The following is a 16,892-nucleotide window of genomic DNA, read 5'->3' as shown; positions in this document are numbered from 1 at the left end:
GTCAGGCCTCCAGCGAGGTGTATTGGTCGGGGTCGTCGATGTCGCTGACTTCCCAGGTTCGGGCGAATTTCGGTGTGCCGAGCGGGTCGTCGAGCAAGGTCGGGCCCAGGTAGAGGGTCTGGTTGAATGTCAGGGTCCAGGCCTTGTTGGGCTGATCGGCGCGAATCGCCAGTGACGACAAACCATCGAGATTCATCGGCAGATCGCACTGATCGCCTGGCAGGCCCCAGCGGTTGTCGGTGATCAGGTTTTTCAGGGCGGCGATCAGGTCACACGCGGCAAACGCGGTGGCGGATATGGCCGGAATAACCTGAAGGGACAGCGTCAATGCGTGGGCAATGCGCCCATTGGCGGCGCGCTCTCCCGGTGCATTTCGTTCGATGTCGATCAACACCCAGGCTTTGTCGCCGGGGGCCGTGAAGTCGTCGTGAGTGCCGACCTGCACGTTCAGGTCGGCGTTGTTGCGCAAGGCTGTCGCCATCGCCGTGAACAGCTGCGATGGCTGCCGGATCGGTGCGGGCATGCATGACCTCCTTTTCGAATGTCCACGCGCAGTCCCGCCGCATGGCATGCAACGAGACAGGAAAGTGAAGGGGTTACTGCGGGTCGCGCGGAGGAACTTCGCAGACGCCGATGCGTTTGGCGGCCCAGCGTTCATACAGACCGATGGCCACGTCGGCACCGGCCATTGCGGTCAGGCAGCCAAAAGCGCCGGCGGCCCAGATCGACATACCGGCTGCGTACAGCAGCATGATCGCCGAGACGCCGCAGATCATGCAGGCGCCGGAGCGCAGGGCCAGCCGGCGCAACAGCGGCCAGCCGCGGGCGCCGTCCTTGTCGGCGCGCCACATTTCGCCGGAGACCCCGCCCGCCACGGCAAGCAGGATGACCAGCCAGATCGGCATGTCCGCCAACGCTTGTTGCTCGTTTGTCATGTCACGCCTCCTGGTGTGATGGATGAGTGGTGTGTGTTGGGTTCAAACGTTTTCTCTCGAGGCAGGCATTCCAAAAAGCCCGGCATCTCGCCGGGCTTTTCAGTAATGCACTCCGGTTTACGATACTGCTGGAGCAAGTACCGCAATTGCATTTATGGCAATGGCGGCCAGACAACGGTCAGTGGGTAGCCAGGCTGTTTGTTTACATTACTCAGGTCGATGCAGAACTGCTTGTGAGCCCGCAGATAAGCCTTGTCGGCGTCTGTCGCGATACCCAACTCGACCTTGAATGGCAGCGCGGTCGCGGTCAGGCGATCGTTCAACTTGGCGAGGCGGGTGTTTCGTTCGTTGTTCAATCGCAGTGACAACCAGCTCGGCATCGCTGGGTCCGGAGCGCTGAACGTCCAGACGCCGTCGTTATTGACTGCCGTCGAGTCATAGTCGATCTGGTTAATGGAAAGACTTGTAACATCCACCCAAAGTTGATCGGCAGGGAACTCTTCTTGAATCGGGTTATTGGTTTCAAAAAGGTTGTCGACCTTACCGCCGACAATGCGTGCGTACTTTTTCATCACTATTACCTTGATCTGCCGGAATCCCGGACTTGCCTGAAAATCTGTCTGAATCAGTCAAGGCATTCAAAAAAGCCCGGCGCTTAGGCAAGGCTTATCAGTCATGCGATCCTGAACGATTCATTGAGTGGTTAAACCGGCTTACTGAGGCACAACGGGCCAAACAACAGTCCGTGGATAACCTGGTTGTTTATTGAGATCGCTGATGGCAATGGAGTACTGCTTATAAACCAGCAACAACGCCGCTTCGGCAGGTTCGGCTACGCCAAGATCAACCTTGAACTGCAAAGACTTCCTCAACAGACGATTTTCAATGTCTCTCAATCGCAACAGTGCGTCATATTCGATCTCGCTGATCAGCTCCGCATCGCTTGGTTTTGTGAACGTCCAGCCGCCATTGAAAGACGCGCGGTCATTCACTGCGATTTCAGTGTTTCCGGTTACATCGATCCAGTTACCAAAGGGTGAAGTTGAAATCGGCATCTCTTCACTTTCCACCAGACGGGTAACCTTCGATCCTTCTACTAGCGCAAACAACTTCATTCCCTGCTCCTTGGTTTGATATTTCACGAAGATGCGTTCATCTCCAGAGGTACTGCCACAGCGATTGCATCCGCATGCACTTCAAACAGCCCGGCATTACGCCGGGCTCTTCAATCGCGCACGCGCTGTGGAAGTCTTGTGAGGCGAGTGACTCAGAAAGGAGCAACCGGCCAGTTGAGCGCCGTTGGATAACCGGGCTGATTGTTAATCTCGGTCAGGTCGACGATGTACTGTTTGTAGGCTTGCCATTGCGTGACCTCTGCCGGGGTTGCGGCACCCAGCTCTACCCGGTATTGCAGCGGGTTATACGTCAGCCATTCGGCTGCGATAAGAAAACGCTGCTTTTTGCGTGCAACGGCAATGGCCAGGTAGTCCGCGTAAACGGGTTCAAAAAAGCCCGGGGCCGAGCCGGAGTACCTGTATATCAAGCCAACGTGAACCTCTGGATTTGCGGTGATATCCATCCAGTAGTCCATCGGTCCTCCCTGTGCAGGAAATGGCGGCTGACTTTCAGCCTCCACGATTTGGTTGACCAGATAAAAGCTGTACCCAGAGATCAACTCCATAAATGCATAACGATTCATTCCAATTTCCCTTTGTCTATTCAACCAGGCCCTGCTCTGCACAATATTCATTGCAGGTGATCTGCTCAGAGGAGCATTCCAAAAAGCCCGGCAATGCGCCGGGCTTTTCAGTAATGCACTCCTTTGCCTTCCTTCAATCCTGTGTACGTGAAGGAAGCTGACTTTTCGGCGCTACTGGCGCGGTACGAGTCCGTTCAAATTGTTTTTCCGACCGCGGTCCCTGCCCGCCGGATAACTGCTTCTGGTGCTTTACGCTGCACACCCGGGTCAGTTGCCAACCCTCTGAACCGTTGAGGCCGGTTCATCGCTGCCTGTTCTTGTGGAACTAAAGAGCTGTTGTTGCCAGCCGCTTTGTCGAGCGGCTTGGTGGCAAGAATATGCATGTATGCATATCCAGTCAATGCGCAAATGCATTTATTTATGCATGAAAATTGCGCAGGCGCATGGAAGCCCCGCCAATCAAGGGTTGTCCGGTTTTCTACAGGCGAAAAAAAACCCGCCGTGGGCGGGTTTTATCTGAGAGAGGGATCGTTACCGGGCGTACATGCCCCACCAGAAGACGTGACCGAGGATGACGATCTGCTCTTCCTGCATGTCCTGGAAGCTGTAGTCCTCGTCCGGATGTTCGTCGCGATTGAAGCTGCGCAGGCGAATACCGGTTGGCAGGCGATAGAGCTGCTTCACTCGCAACTGACCGTTGTGGTTGATCGCATAAAGGTCGCCATCGATGATGTCGCCGATCCCGCACTTGCCCGCGTTGACACCGACAGTGGCGCCGTCGCGCAACACCGGCAACATGCTGTTGCCCCGCACGGTCACGCATTTGGCCTGGTCGAACTGCACGCCGTTATGGCGCAGGCTGCGCTTGCCGAAACGCAGGCTAGAGCGTTCGCTCTCTTCGATGACGAATCTTCCTGATCCAGCAGCCAATTCAACCTCGCGAAGGAAGGGCACCGACACCTCGTCGTCATCGACGGGCGTGTCATCGTCCCACAGGCTTATGTCCTTGAGTTCGGAATGCAACTCCTCGCGCCCGCCGCCCGCGACCGGCGCAACATCCGCGCGCCCGCGCAACTGATCGGTACTCACGGCGAAGTACTCGGCGATCTTCGAGATGTGTTTATCCGAAGGATCGACGATCTTCCCGCTGAGAATCCGCGAGAGAGTGGATTGAGGCACGCCGGTGCGACGGTGGAGCTCCGTGGGGGAGATCCCGTGCTGATCGAGCAGTGCTCTTAAGACGGAGGATACGTTGCGTTTTTGCATAACGCGCATAGTGCTTGAAGTTTTTCGGGAAGACAAATGCTGATTTGCATAAATCGTGCATAATCGACCTTTTTGCGCCAGATAGATGTCACCCGGCCGCGATGCCTGCGTCCGACAGACCGCCCATGGTAACCTTGCGCCCATCGCGGAAAAGCCGGGCGACTGCCCCGCTTTTGCCCCACACCTTCCAACGAGTTACCTGACAATCCGATGAATAAAGCCGTCTCCGACCTGTCCTCCCACACTCCGATGATGCAGCAGTACTGGCGCCTGAAGAATCAGCACCCGGACCAGCTGATGTTCTACCGCATGGGCGACTTCTACGAGATCTTCTACGAAGACGCGAAGAAAGCGGCCAAGTTGCTGGACATCACCCTGACCGCTCGCGGGCAGTCGGCGGGGCAGGCGATTCCGATGTGCGGGATTCCGTATCACGCGGCGGAAGGCTATCTGGCGAAGCTGGTCAAGCTCGGCGAGTCGGTTGTGATCTGCGAGCAGGTCGGCGACCCGGCCACCAGTAAAGGGCCAGTAGAGCGTCAGGTGGTGCGGATCATCACCCCGGGCACGGTCAGCGATGAGGCACTGCTGGATGAGCGTCGCGACAACCTGATCGCGGCGGTGCTGGGGGATGAGCGTCTGTTCGGTCTGGCGGTGCTGGACATCACCAGCGGCAACTTCACCGTGCTGGAGATCAAGGGCTGGGAGAATCTGCTGGCGGAGCTGGAGCGGGTCAACCCGGTCGAGCTGTTGATCCCGGATGACTGGCCGAAGGACCTGCCGGCGGAAAAACGCCGTGGCGTTCGTCGCCGTGCGCCGTGGGATTTCGAGCGCGACTCGGCGCTGAAAAGTCTTTGCCAGCAGTTTTCGACCCAGGACCTCAAAGGCTTCGGCTGCGAAACGTTGACCCTGGCCATCGGCGCTGCCGGTTGCCTGCTGGCCTACGCCAAGGAAACCCAGCGTACCGCCCTGCCCCACCTGCGCAGCCTGCGCCACGAACGTCTGGACGACACCGTGGTGCTGGACGGCGCCAGCCGCCGCAACCTGGAACTCGACACCAACCTGGCCGGTGGCCGCGACAACACCCTGCAATCGGTGGTCGACCGTTGCCAGACCGCCATGGGCAGCCGCTTGCTGACTCGCTGGCTGAACCGACCGCTGCGCGATCTGACTGTGCTGCTGGCTCGCCAGAGCTCGATCACTTGCCTGCTCGACCGCTATCGCTTTGAAAGCCTGCAACCGCAGCTCAAGGAAATCGGCGACATCGAGCGGATTCTGGCGCGGATCGGTCTGCGCAATGCCCGCCCTCGCGACCTCGCCCGCCTGCGTGACGCACTCGGCGCCCTGCCGGAACTGCAAGTGGCGATGACCGACCTGGAAGCGCCACACCTGCAACGTCTGGCCACCACCACCAGCACTTACCCGGAACTGGCGGCGCTGCTGGAAAAAGCCATTATCGACAACCCACCGGCAGTGATCCGTGACGGCGGCGTCCTGAAAACCGGCTACGACAGCGAGCTCGACGAGCTGCAATCGCTGAGCGAAAACGCCGGCCAGTTCCTGATCGATCTGGAAGCCCGGGAAAAGGCCCGTACCGGCCTGGCCAACCTGAAAGTCGGCTACAACCGTATCCACGGCTACTTCATCGAACTGCCGAGCAAGCAGGCCGAATCGGCACCGGCAGACTACATTCGCCGTCAGACCCTCAAGGGCGCCGAGCGCTTTATCACCCCTGAGCTGAAAGAATTCGAAGACAAGGCGCTGTCGGCCAAGAGCCGTGCCCTGGCTCGCGAGAAGATGCTTTACGAGGCGCTTCTGGAAGATCTGATAAGCCAGTTGCCGCCCTTGCAGGATACCGCTGGCGCGCTGGCTGAACTGGATGTGCTGAGCAACCTTGCCGAACGAGCCCTGAATCTCGACCTGAATTGCCCGACCTTTGTCAGCGAACCGTGCATGCGCATCACCCAGGGCCGTCACCCGGTGGTCGAGCAAGTGCTGACGACGCCGTTCGTGGCCAACGATCTTAGCCTGGACGACAACACCCGGATGCTGGTGATCACCGGTCCGAACATGGGCGGTAAATCCACCTATATGCGCCAGACGGCATTGATCGTGCTGCTGGCGCATATCGGCAGCTTCGTGCCGGCGGCCAGTTGCGAGCTGTCGCTGGTAGACCGGATTTTCACCCGGATCGGCTCCAGCGACGACCTGGCCGGCGGACGCTCGACCTTCATGGTGGAAATGAGCGAAACCGCCAACATCCTGCACAACGCCACCGAACGCAGCCTGGTGTTGATGGACGAAGTCGGTCGCGGCACCAGCACCTTCGACGGTTTGTCGCTGGCATGGGCGGCGGCTGAGCGACTGGCACATTTGCGTGCCTATACTCTATTTGCAACGCACTATTTCGAACTGACCGTGTTGCCGGAAGCCGAGCCTCTGGTAGCCAACGTGCACCTCAACGCCACCGAGCACAACGAACGCATTGTGTTCCTGCACCATGTGTTGCCGGGGCCGGCCAGCCAAAGCTATGGCTTGGCCGTGGCGCAACTGGCCGGTGTGCCGAGTGAAGTGATCGTGCGCGCCCGCGAGCACTTGAGCCGCCTGGAGGACACCGCACTGCCCCATGAGGCGCCAAAGCCTGCCGCCAAAGGCAAACCGGCTACGCCGCAGCAAAGCGACATGTTTGCCAGCCTGCCGCACCCGGTACTGGACGAACTGGCCAAGCTGGATCTCGATGACGTGACGCCGCGTCGGGCACTCGAAATGTTATATGCACTTAAGAACCGGATCTAAGCACCGAAGAACCGGATATAACGCAAACGGCTTCAAGCTGTTAGAATCTCGCGCGGTTCGGGATGCTGCTGGCTATTAGCCTGGCTGGCAGACATCGCTCCCGAACCTGGCGACCCCAACCGTGAAGGGGCAACGCTGCCGCCGCCTGAGGAGAAAATTAGAAATGACCTTCGTCGTCACCGACAACTGCATCAAGTGCAAGTACACCGACTGCGTAGAAGTCTGTCCGGTGGACTGCTTTTACGAAGGCCCGAACTTCCTGGTGATTCACCCGGATGAGTGCATCGACTGCGCCCTGTGCGAACCGGAATGCCCGGCCGTCGCGATTTTCTCCGAGGACGAAGTTCCGGAAGAAATGCAGGAATTCATTCAGCTGAACGTTGAGCTGGCCGAGATCTGGCCGAACATCACCGAGAAGAAAGAATCGCTGCCGGACGCCGAAGAGTGGGATGGCGTCAAAGGCAAGATCAAAGACCTCGAACGCTGATCTGTCCCGCGTTTGAAGAAAAGGCCCCTTGCGGGCCTTTTTGTTTTTCCGGGTTTTGCATTTCTGCGGGCAAAAAAAAGGGGCGGTTTGACCCGCCCACATTTTTTCCCTATTCCCTGTGTTCCTTTTCATCGTCCTGATGAATCGCGTCCTGCGATGTCCATTCCCTTCCTCCTTGAAGGGCGTGTCTATCCGTCGACACAACCCAGATACTAAAGAGTTCCCCGGTTCGGGCAACCGGCCCATTCCGGTAAAACCTCCTGTCATAAGCATTTAATATTTATAAATATTCATATAAATCAAAAACTTATCCATAGGCCCACAGCCCAATGGATGTCTTCCGCAGTGTAAAAATAACGAACACTTACGAAAGAGTAAGCCAGGGCTTACACCGCGAGACTACAAACCCGGGAAACGACGACCGGTCGTCAGGTTCCAAACAGATTGCCAAAGCCAGACAACAAAAAGCCCCGAACCAGTCGGGGCTTTTTGCGGGCGGTCATGCAGGACGCTTACTGAAACAGCGACTCGCTCGACAGGCCGTTTTTCTCGAGGATTTCACGCAGGCGCTTGAGGCCTTCCACCTGGATCTGTCTCACCCGTTCCCGGGTCAGGCCGATCTCCAGGCCTACATCTTCCAGCGTGCTGCTCTCGTGACCGCGCAGGCCGAAGCGGCGGACCACCACCTCGCGTTGCTTGTCGGTCAGCTCCGAGAGCCATTGATCGATGCTCTGCGACAGATCGTCATCCTGCAGCAGTTCGCATGGATCGGTCGGACGGTCATCCGTGAGGGTGTCCAGCAGGGTTTTATCCGAATCCGGACCCAGCGAGACGTCGACCGAAGAAACCCGCTCGTTCAGGCCCAGCATGCGCTTGACCTCGCCCACCGGTTTTTCCAGCAGGTTGGCGATTTCTTCGGGTGAAGGTTCGTGATCGAGTTTTTGCGTCAGCTCCCGTGCGGCCCGCAGGTACACGTTGAGTTCCTTGACCACATGGATCGGCAGCCGGATGGTCCGGGTCTGATTCATGATCGCGCGCTCGATGGTCTGACGGATCCACCAGGTCGCGTAGGTCGAGAAGCGGAAGCCGCGCTCGGGATCGAACTTTTCCACCGCGCGGATCAGCCCGAGGTTGCCCTCTTCGATCAAATCCAGCAGCGACAGCCCCCGATTGACGTAACGCCGGGCGATTTTGACCACCAGCCGCAGGTTACTTTCAATCATGCGCTTGCGCCCGGCGGGGTCGCCACTTTGCGACAGACGCGCAAAATGAACTTCTTCCTCCGGGGAGAGCAATGGGGAAAAGCCGATTTCGTTGAGGTACAGCTGCGTGGCATCGAGTGCCCGAGTGTAGTCGATGTACTTGTGTTGCTTAAGTGAAGCGGAGTGTTTGGATTTGGCACGAACGGAAGGTGGAGCAGCCCCTTCATCATTCGACATCGAATCCGAATCGATGCCGGTCTCCATCAGGAGAACCTCATCGTCGATGTCAAACTCCGGCACTTCTTTACTGAGAGCCATTGTTATAGTCCTTTGGTGAGTTCGACCCCAAGCTCAAGCGACGCCTTTATCCTTGGCAACGCTGGAGCCTGTCCCCTCTACGTGAAAGAACAGGCTGGTCTGCAAATCAACGTCTTGGCAGGAACTGCAGCGGATCTACAGGTTTACCTTGTCGGCGAATCTCAAAATGCAGTTTCACCCGGTCTGTACCCGTTGACCCCATTTCGGCAATTGTCTGTCCGACTTTGACCTGCTGCCCCTCCCGTACCAACAGCCGACGGTTGTGTCCGTAAGCACTGACGTAGGTTTCGCTGTGTTTGATGATGACTAATTCGCCGTAGCCCCTTAAGCCACTCCCGGCGTAAACCACCGTCCCATCAGACGCAGCTAAAACAGGCTGTCCCAAATCTCCGGCGATATCAATTCCTTTATTCAAACTACCGTTTGAAGAGAATTTACCAATCAGAATGCCATTAGATGGCCATCCCCAGCCGGTCGGGGCCGGGCCCGGTGGAGGCAATGGAGCCGGTGCCGGCTTGTTGGCGACGGACGGTACAACGGTCGTGGCAGCCGCCCCAGAACCCGTGGTTGTGGTGGTCGTCGTGCCATTCGCCTGGCGCCGGATTATCGTGGTTTTGCTCGACGAGGACGGCGCAGAACTGCTGTTGCTCACCACCGCTGTCGACGTTGACCCCGGGCGTCCATCGAAGCGAATCGTCTGACCCGGGTGGATCGTGTACGGCGTAGGAATATTGTTCCGGGCAGCGAGGGCTTTGTAGTCCCAGCCGTAGCGAAACGCGATGGAAAACATCGTGTCACCCGGACGGACTACATACTGTCCGGTCGTCACTGTAGGACGCTGGGCGACCGCATTGTTGCGATCGACCACCCGAACGTTGTTCGATTTGGTGCTGGAGCAACCGACCAGCAAGGTGCTCAAGACAAGGCCAGTCACCAGGCGCTGAAAGCTCGTGTTACCCATACGCTGCGCAATGACTGTGAGACTCACCCGCCGCTCCCTTTGTGGTGGCTGAAAAATGTGGAATGCCGATTTCGGCGTGTAGCTTCGCAAGTATAACGGGCGAATCCGGCTTTACCTTTAATGAAGCGTTATCGCTCGGCGCACACGTTTGCTCATGGACGATGAATTCTGTTTAAACAATCGGTGCCGCTGTAAGACAGGTGCACTCGCAAGGAATTCAGCGCCGAAAAACAAATGCTCAGGCCAGCGGCCCGTTGAGCAATGGCACGAAACGCACCGCCCCGAGAACGTGTCGGGAGAAGCCGTTTTCTTCGCGCACGATCAACATCAATTGCTGAACTTCGCCTGAGCCGACCGGGATGACCATCCGCCCGCCCGGTGCCAACTGATCGAGCAGCGCCTGGGGAACATCGGTCGCCACGGCCGTGACGATGATGCCGTTGTACGGCGCCAGCGCCGGCCAGCCTTCCCAGCCATCGCCCCAGCGGAACACCACGTTGCGCAGGTTGAGCTCGACCAGGCGTTCCTTGGCCCGGTCCTGCAGCACCTTGATCCGCTCGACGGAGAACACCCGCTCGACCAGTTGCGACAACACCGCCGTCTGGTAACCGGAACCGGTGCCGATTTCCAGCACCTTGTCCAGCGGCCCCGCCTCGAGCAGCAACTCGCTCATGCGCGCGACCATATAAGGCTGGGAGATGGTCTGGTTGTGGCCAATCGGCAGCGCGGTGTCTTCATAGGCACGGTGCGCCAGCGCTTCGTCGACGAAGAGATGACGCGGGGTGCGGCGGATCACTTCCAGCACGTTCGCGTTGGACAGTCCTTCTTCATACAGACGCTGAATCAGGCGTTCACGGGTGCGCTGGGAGGTCATCCCGATGCCGCTGCGCAACCGGTCGTCTTGTTCACGAGCCATCAGTTGAGCCCCTCCAACCAGCCGTCGAGACTTCTGAAAGCATCATTGAAGGTGCGATCGAGCTGCAACGGAGTGATGGAAACGTAGCCCTGCATCACCGCATGGAAATCGGTGCCCGGACCGCCGTCTTCTGCATCGCCGGCAGCGGCGATCCAGTAACCGGCCTTGCCACGGGGATCGACCACTTTCATTGGCGCTGCCGCACGGGCGCGATGCCCCAGGCGCGTCAGCTGAATGCCGCGAATGTGATCAAGCGGCAAATTGGGAATGTTCACGTTCAGTACCGTACGCGGTGGCAGATCGAGCCCGGCGTGGGCCTCGACCAGTTTGCGCGCAAAGTAGGCAGCGGTGGGCAGATTGTCCACCTGCCGGGAGGCCAGCGAGAAAGCAAAGGACGGGTGTTCGAGAAAACGGCCTTCGAGCGCCGCCGCCACTGTCCCGGAATACAACACGTCGTCGCCAAGGTTGGCGCCGAGGTTGATGCCCGAAACCACCATGTCCGGTTCGCGTTCCAGCAAACCGTTGAGCCCCAGGTGCACGCAGTCGGTCGGCGTGCCGTTGAGACTGATGAAACCGTTGGCCAGGTATTGCGGGTGCAACGGACGATCCAGCGTCAGCGAACTGCTGGCACCGCTCTTGTCCTGTTCCGGGGCGATAACCACGCATTCGGTGTAATCCGCCAGCGCAGCATAGAGCGCGGCAAGACCGGGCGCGGTTACCCCATCGTCGTTAGAAATCAGAATACGCATGGGCTGTCCGTCTGCCCCACCGGCACCAGATCAACGAGTTCGCGCACCAATACGGTGGCGAAGCATCCGGCCGGGAGGACGAATTCCAGTTGCAGAATGTCAGGCTCGGGATAATGCCACGTCAACCCGCCAATGGGCAGCCGCAGGATACGACGTTCGTGGCTCATACCGGCATTAATCAACCAATCGCGCAGATCCGCCTCGCGTGCGGCGATTGCCTGCTCCAGATCATGGACAGCGCCGGCGGCCGGTGAGTCACCTTCGCCCCACTGCGGGCCGGTCGGATGCAGATCGAGAATTGCCAGGCGCGGGTCGCTGCACTCGGCAACACCTGCCGGGAAAAAGCTGCGGCTGTCGGTGAACGCCAGCAGATCGCCGACCTGGGCGCGCTGCCAGGTACCATCGGCAACACGCGCCGCCAGTACCTGATTGAACAGAAAGCTGCGAGCGGTCGACAGCAGGCGCGAACGCACATTGCGCTGCTCCGGCAGAGCCTTGCGCGCCGCCCATGAACGGGCATCGACCACGTTGCCACCGTCATGGCCGAAACGCTGGGCGCCGAAGTAGTTCGGTATACCTTGTTTGGCAATCAGTTGCAGACGCTCGTCGATGGCGGCTTTGTCGCCATTGAATTGAGTCAGGCGCAAGGTGAAACCGTTGGCCGAATGCGCGCCGCGTTGCAGCTTGCGCTTGTGGCGGGTGGTCTTGAGGATCTTCAGCGTGTCGTTTTCCGCCGCCGACAGATCCGGGTCAGCCTTGCCCGGCAATTGCACGCTGAACCACTGGCGGGTCAGCGCCTGACGGTCTTTGAGACCGGCGTAACTGACCGTGCGCAGCGGCACGCCGGCCGCCTTGGCAATGCGTCGAGCCGCTTCTTCGGTGTTCAGACCGCGCTTTTCCACCCAGATCCACAGGTGCTCGCCGTCACCGCTGAATGGAATGTCGAGGACTTCATCGACCTGAAAATCTTCGGCAATGGCTTTCAGTACCGCGGTGCCGAGGGCGTCGCCATAGGCCCGCGGGCCGAGCAGTTGCAGTTCGTTCATGCGCGCAGCAACAAGGCAACGGAATGCACGGCAATGCCTTCTTCGCGACCGACGAAGCCGAGCTTCTCGGTGGTGGTGGCTTTCACGTTCACTTGATCCAGTTCTACTTGCAGATCCGCGGCAATCAGCGCGCGCATCGATTCGATATGAGGGGCCATTTTCGGGGCCTGGGCAACGATGGTGTTGTCGACGTTGCCGACTTTCCAGCCGTTGGCGTGGATCAGGCTGACCACATGACGCAACAGCACTCGGCTGTCGGCGCCCTTGAATTGCGGGTCGGTGTCCGGGAAATGCTTGCCGATATCACCCAGCGCCGCCGCGCCGAGCAGGGCATCGCTCAAGGCATGCAGCAGGACGTCACCGTCGGAGTGAGCGAGCAGCCCGAAGCCGTGTGCGATTCGCACGCCGCCCAGAGTAATGAAATCGCCTTCAGCGAAACGGTGCACATCATAGCCGTGGCCAATACGCATAAAAAAACGCCCCGAATTTTGTCAGGGCGTGATTCTACCTGCATTAGCCCTTCAGAGCGCGTGCGTGATGCTGCAAGTGGTCGTCTATGAAGCTGGCGATGAAGAAATAGCTGTGGTCGTAGCCCGGTTGCAGGCGCAACGTCAGCGGATGGCCCGCCTGTTTTGCCGCTTGTTGCAGGGCTTCGGGTTTGAGCTGGGTGGCGAGGAAATCGTCGCGGTCACCCTGATCGACCAGCAATGGCAGTTTCTCGTCGGCCTCGGCGATCAGCGCACAGGCATCCCACTCGCGCCACTTCGAACGGTCTTCGCCCAGATAACGGGAGAACGCCTTCTGGCCCCACGGGCAATCCATCGGATTGTTGATCGGCGAAAACGCCGAAACCGACTGGTAACGCCCCGGATTGCGCAACGCACAGACCAATGCGCCGTGACCGCCCATGGAGTGGCCGCTGATGCTGCGTTTGTCCGACGCCGGGAAATGCGCTTCAACCAGTGAAGGCAATTCCTGCACGACGTAGTCATGCATCCGATAGTGCCGCGACCACGGTTCCTGCGTGGCATTCAGGTAGAACCCGGCACCGAGGCCGAAATCCCACGCGCCATCAGGGTCACCCGGTACATCGGCGCCACGAGGGCTGGTGTCCGGCGCCACGATGATCAACCCCAGTTCGGCTGCCATGCGCATGGCGCCGGCCTTCTGCATGAAATTCTCGTCCGTGCAGGTCAGGCCCGACAGCCAGTACAGCACCGGCAGCTTGCCGCCCTGCTCTGCCTGCGGCGGCAGATACACGGCAAACACCATGTCGCAGCCCAGCACATCGGAGCGATGGCGATAGCGCTTGTGCCAGCCGCCGAAACTCTTCTGACAGGAGATGTTTTCCAGACTCATGTAGGACTCCTACGCAACCACGGCTGCGCATTGGCAGCCGTGGCATCGCGATTGATCAGAAATGAATGACGGTACGGATGCTCTTGCCTTCGTGCATCAGGTCGAAGGCCTTGTTGATGTCTTCCAGACCCATGGTGTGAGTGATGAAGGTGTCCAGCGGGATTTCGCCGCTCTGGGCCATGTCGACATAGCTTGGCAATTCGGTACGACCACGCACGCCACCGAACGCCGAACCGCGCCAGACGCGACCGGTCACCAACTGGAACGGACGGGTGGCGATTTCCTGGCCGGCACCGGCAACGCCGATGATCACCGACTCGCCCCAACCTTTATGGCAGCACTCGAGGGCCGCACGCATCAGTTGCACGTTGCCGATGCATTCGAAGGAGAAGTCGACGCCGCCGTCGGTCATGTCGACGATCACTTCCTGGATCGGACGATCGAAGTCTTTCGGGTTCACGCAGTCGGTAGCGCCCAGCTGCTTGGCGATTTCGAACTTGGCCGGGTTGATGTCGATGGCAATGATGCGCGAGGCCTTGGCCTTCACTGCACCAATCACGGCCGATAGACCGATGCCGCCGAGACCAAAGATGGCCACGGTGTCACCCGGTTTGACCTTGGCGGTGTTGATCACCGCACCGATCCCGGTGGTTACGCCGCAACCGAGCAGGCAGACCTTTTCCAGCGGTGCATCCTTGGAGATCTTGGCCACGGAGATTTCCGGCAGCACGGTGTACTCGGAGAAGGTCGAGGTACCCATGTAGTGGAAAATCGTTTGGCCCTTGTAGGAAAAACGCGAAGTGCCGTCCGGCATCAGGCCCTTGCCTTGAGTGGCGCGAATCGCCTGGCACAGGTTGGTCTTGCCCGACTTGCAGAATTTGCACTGGCCGCATTCCGGGGTGTACAGCGGGATCACGTGGTCGCCGACGGCCACCGAGGTCACGCCTTCGCCGATCGCTTCAACGATCGCGCCGCCTTCGTGACCGAGGATCGACGGGAAGATGCCTTCCGGGTCAGCGCCGGACAGGGTGTAGGCGTCAGTGTGGCAAACCCCGGAAGCCACCACGCGCAGCAACACTTCACCGGCCTTGGGCATGGCGACATCGACTTCTACGATTTCCAGCGGCTTCTTGGCCTCGAAGGCAACGGCGGCGCGCGACTTGATCATGCTGACTCTCCAGTGAATCCATTGAATAAAAAAACAGACTGGCAGTGTAGTCCAGCGCCGATTGATGAATAATCCGGACAAAAGCAAAACATTATTGCCATACAGGGATAATCCCGATGTCCGAAAACCGCTGGGAAGGCATCGACGAGTTCGTTGCCGTTGCCGAATGCAGCCAGTTCACCGCGGCTGCCGAACGTCTGGGCGTTTCTTCCTCGCACATCAGTCGACAAATCGTACGGCTGGAGGAGCGTTTACAGACACGACTGCTCTACCGCAGTACCCGGCGCGTCACGCTGACAGAAGCCGGCCAGACCTTCCTGCAACATTGTCAGCGCCTGCAGGACGGTCGCGAAGAAGCATTGCGTGCAGTCGGCGATCTGACCAGCGAGCCCAAAGGCATGCTGCGCATGACCTGCGCCGTGGCCTACGGCGAGCGCTTCATCGTGCCGCTGGTGACCCGGTTCATGGGGCACTATCCACAACTGCGCATCGATATCGAACTGACCAACCGGCAACTCGATCTGGTGCATGAAGGCCTGGATCTGGCGATCCGTCTCGGGCGTCTTCAGGATTCCCGGCTGGTGGCGACTCGTCTGGCCCCACGGCGCATGTACCTCTGCGCGTCGCCGTCCTACCTCGAACGGTACGGTCGGCCACACAGCTTGTCGGAACTGAGCCGGCACAATTGCCTGATCGGCAGCTCGGATATCTGGCAGCTGGAACAGAACGGGCGGGAATTTTCCCAGCGGGTACAGGGAAACTGGCGCTGTAACAGTGGGCAAGCGGTGCTGGATGCGGCGCTGCAAGGCGTGGGTTTGTGTCAGTTACCGGACTATTACGTGCTGGAGCATTTGCACAGCGGTGCGTTGATCTCTTTGCTGGAAGCGCATCAACCGCCAAATACGGCGGTGTGGGCGCTGTATCCACAGCAAAGGCACCTTTCGCCGAAGGTGCGCAAACTGGTGGATTTTCTCAAGGAAGGTCTGGCCGAACGGCCGGAGTACCGGATTTAACGACGGTTGGCCCAGCGCTGGCGCAACCATTCCAAGTCTTCCGGGCGGGTGACTTTCAGGTTATCCGCACGGCCCTCGATCAGACGCGGCGCCATACCGGCCCACTCCATGGCCGAAGCTTCATCAGTGATCAGCGCGTCGGCCACCAGACTGTCCGCCAGCGCGCGGTGCAGTGCGCCGAGGCGGAACATCTGCGGCGTATAGGCTTGCCAGATCACGCTGCGATCGACGGTTTCGACAACACGACCGTGCTTGTCGACCCGCTTGAGGGTGTCGCGCGCCGGCACGGCCAGCAGGCCGCCCACTGAATCGTCGGCAAGTTCTGAAAGTAATTTATCGAGATCGTCACGGCTCAGATTGGGCCGTGCCGCATCGTGCACCAGCACCCAATCCTCATCGTCGGCACCTTGCGCATGCAAATGCAGCAAGGCGTTGAGCACCGAACCGGAACGCTCGGCGCCGCCCTCGACCCGTTGAATTCGCGGATCGCTGGCGCTGGCCAGGGTCGGCCAATAAGGATCATCAGAGGCAAGACTGACCACCAGCCCCTTGAGGCTCGGGTGATCGAGGAAACAGCCGAGGCTGTGTTCGAGAATTGTGCGCCCGCCCAGTTGCAGGTATTGCTTGGGACGGTCCGCGGCCATACGGGCACCAACGCCCGCGGCAGGAATCACGGCCCAGAAGGCCGGCAGGGAATCGATCATTGGGCCAACTGGTAAAGGGTTTCGCCGTCCTTGACCATGCCCAGTTCGTGACGAGCCCGCTCTTCAACGGTCTCCATGCCTTTCTTCAACTCGCTGACTTCAGCGTCCATCACCCGGTTGCGCTCCAGCAGGGCTTCGTTCTCGGCGTGTTGATCAGCGATCTGCTGATTCAGTTCGGCGACCTGCGCCAGACTGCCATTGCCCACCCACAGGCGGTACTGCAGACCGGCCAGCAGCAAGAGCAAGACGAGAAACAACCAGTAAGGACTGCGCATC

20 protein-coding genes are annotated in these 16,892 nt (G+C 59.3%); 3 read left to right on the top strand and 17 right to left on the bottom strand.

The window, feature by feature from the left end; translation table 11 throughout:
- Position 1 precedes the first annotated feature (1 nt).
- The 7 genes from DLD99_RS06460 to DLD99_RS06435 form a co-directional block, all read right to left on the bottom strand.
- Positions 2-523, bottom strand: coding sequence for a hypothetical protein (locus DLD99_RS06460; protein ID WP_114881653.1), 522 nt, complete (start codon positions 521-523; stop codon positions 2-4).
- 73 nt (positions 524-596) lie between these two features.
- Complete coding sequence (locus DLD99_RS06455) at positions 597-935, bottom strand: phage holin family protein (RefSeq protein WP_096819604.1); 339 nt, start codon at positions 933-935, stop codon at positions 597-599.
- Between the two features lie 152 nt (positions 936-1,087).
- Entirely contained in the window at positions 1,088-1,507 is a 420-nt protein-coding gene (locus DLD99_RS06450; RefSeq protein WP_096819606.1) for a tail fiber assembly protein, read from the bottom strand.
- 141 nt (positions 1,508-1,648) lie between these two features.
- Positions 1,649-2,050: a tail fiber assembly protein gene (locus tag DLD99_RS06445; RefSeq protein ID WP_114881652.1), complete on the bottom strand. Its 402-nt coding sequence runs from the start codon at positions 2,048-2,050 to the stop codon at positions 1,649-1,651.
- A 152-nt stretch (positions 2,051-2,202) separates the two neighbouring features.
- Positions 2,203-2,634, bottom strand: coding sequence for a tail fiber assembly protein (locus DLD99_RS06440; RefSeq protein WP_162803462.1), 432 nt, complete (start codon positions 2,632-2,634; stop codon positions 2,203-2,205).
- Between the two features lie 194 nt (positions 2,635-2,828).
- Positions 2,829-3,017: a hypothetical protein gene (locus DLD99_RS29065; protein WP_134825654.1), complete on the bottom strand. Its 189-nt coding sequence runs from the start codon at positions 3,015-3,017 to the stop codon at positions 2,829-2,831.
- 148 nt (positions 3,018-3,165) lie between these two features.
- Positions 3,166-3,900, bottom strand: coding sequence for a LexA family transcriptional regulator (locus DLD99_RS06435; RefSeq protein ID WP_085712860.1), 735 nt, complete (start codon positions 3,898-3,900; stop codon positions 3,166-3,168).
- A gap of 210 nt (positions 3,901-4,110) precedes the next feature.
- Between DLD99_RS06435 and mutS the strand changes: the two genes are divergently transcribed.
- Both mutS and fdxA read left to right on the top strand, forming a co-directional pair.
- On the top strand, positions 4,111-6,693 hold the full coding sequence (gene mutS / locus DLD99_RS06430) for a DNA mismatch repair protein MutS (RefSeq protein ID WP_114881650.1): 2,583 nt from the start codon (positions 4,111-4,113) through the stop codon (positions 6,691-6,693).
- A 163-nt stretch (positions 6,694-6,856) separates the two neighbouring features.
- Positions 6,857-7,180, top strand: coding sequence for a ferredoxin FdxA (gene fdxA / locus DLD99_RS06425; protein ID WP_007908827.1), 324 nt, complete (start codon positions 6,857-6,859; stop codon positions 7,178-7,180).
- Between the two features lie 512 nt (positions 7,181-7,692).
- Here the strand turns inward: fdxA and rpoS are convergent.
- From rpoS to DLD99_RS06385, 8 genes are all read right to left on the bottom strand, one after another.
- Positions 7,693-8,700 (bottom strand): RNA polymerase sigma factor RpoS, encoded by a 1,008-nt coding sequence (gene rpoS / locus DLD99_RS06420; RefSeq protein ID WP_007954831.1) that lies wholly within the window; start codon positions 8,698-8,700, stop codon positions 7,693-7,695.
- A gap of 106 nt (positions 8,701-8,806) precedes the next feature.
- A complete protein-coding gene (locus tag DLD99_RS06415; protein ID WP_114881649.1) occupies positions 8,807-9,688 on the bottom strand; it encodes a peptidoglycan DD-metalloendopeptidase family protein in 882 nt (293 codons plus the stop codon).
- Between the two features lie 211 nt (positions 9,689-9,899).
- Positions 9,900-10,535: a protein-L-isoaspartate(D-aspartate) O-methyltransferase gene (locus DLD99_RS06410; RefSeq protein ID WP_169432601.1), complete on the bottom strand. Its 636-nt coding sequence runs from the start codon at positions 10,533-10,535 to the stop codon at positions 9,900-9,902.
- A 41-nt stretch (positions 10,536-10,576) separates the two neighbouring features.
- On the bottom strand, positions 10,577-11,326 hold the full coding sequence (gene surE, locus DLD99_RS06405) for a 5'/3'-nucleotidase SurE (protein WP_114881648.1): 750 nt from the start codon (positions 11,324-11,326) through the stop codon (positions 10,577-10,579).
- Entirely contained in the window at positions 11,314-12,372 is a 1,059-nt protein-coding gene (truD, locus tag DLD99_RS06400; RefSeq protein ID WP_085712855.1) for a tRNA pseudouridine(13) synthase TruD, read from the bottom strand. The genes surE and truD overlap by 13 nt, the downstream gene beginning before the upstream one ends.
- Positions 12,369-12,842 carry a 2-C-methyl-D-erythritol 2,4-cyclodiphosphate synthase gene (gene ispF, locus DLD99_RS06395; protein WP_114881647.1) on the bottom strand — a complete coding sequence of 158 codons (474 nt, stop codon included), beginning with the start codon at positions 12,840-12,842 and terminating at the stop codon, positions 12,369-12,371. The genes truD and ispF overlap by 4 nt, the downstream gene beginning before the upstream one ends.
- Before the next feature lie 43 nt (positions 12,843-12,885).
- Positions 12,886-13,731 carry an S-formylglutathione hydrolase gene (fghA, locus tag DLD99_RS06390; RefSeq protein ID WP_114881646.1) on the bottom strand — a complete coding sequence of 282 codons (846 nt, stop codon included), beginning with the start codon at positions 13,729-13,731 and terminating at the stop codon, positions 12,886-12,888.
- 55 nt (positions 13,732-13,786) lie between these two features.
- On the bottom strand, positions 13,787-14,899 hold the full coding sequence (locus DLD99_RS06385; RefSeq protein WP_007954819.1) for an S-(hydroxymethyl)glutathione dehydrogenase/class III alcohol dehydrogenase: 1,113 nt from the start codon (positions 14,897-14,899) through the stop codon (positions 13,787-13,789).
- A gap of 116 nt (positions 14,900-15,015) precedes the next feature.
- Between DLD99_RS06385 and DLD99_RS06380 the strand changes: the two genes are divergently transcribed.
- Positions 15,016-15,912: a LysR family transcriptional regulator gene (locus tag DLD99_RS06380; protein WP_085712852.1), complete on the top strand. Its 897-nt coding sequence runs from the start codon at positions 15,016-15,018 to the stop codon at positions 15,910-15,912.
- On the opposite strand, the gene ispD is transcribed toward DLD99_RS06380, so the two are convergent.
- Positions 15,909-16,616 carry a 2-C-methyl-D-erythritol 4-phosphate cytidylyltransferase gene (gene ispD / locus DLD99_RS06375; RefSeq protein WP_114881645.1) on the bottom strand — a complete coding sequence of 236 codons (708 nt, stop codon included), beginning with the start codon at positions 16,614-16,616 and terminating at the stop codon, positions 15,909-15,911. The genes DLD99_RS06380 and ispD overlap by 4 nt on opposite strands.
- Positions 16,613-16,891 (bottom strand): cell division protein FtsB, encoded by a 279-nt coding sequence (ftsB, locus tag DLD99_RS06370; RefSeq protein ID WP_003222158.1) that lies wholly within the window; start codon positions 16,889-16,891, stop codon positions 16,613-16,615. The genes ispD and ftsB overlap by 4 nt, the downstream gene beginning before the upstream one ends.
- Between the last annotated feature and the right edge of the window lies 1 nt (position 16,892).

The sequence above is a fragment of the Pseudomonas kribbensis genome, from assembly GCF_003352185.1.
GTDB lineage: Bacteria > Pseudomonadota > Gammaproteobacteria > Pseudomonadales > Pseudomonadaceae > Aquipseudomonas > Aquipseudomonas kribbensis.
This window is presented reverse-complemented; position numbering and strand designations above follow the sequence as displayed.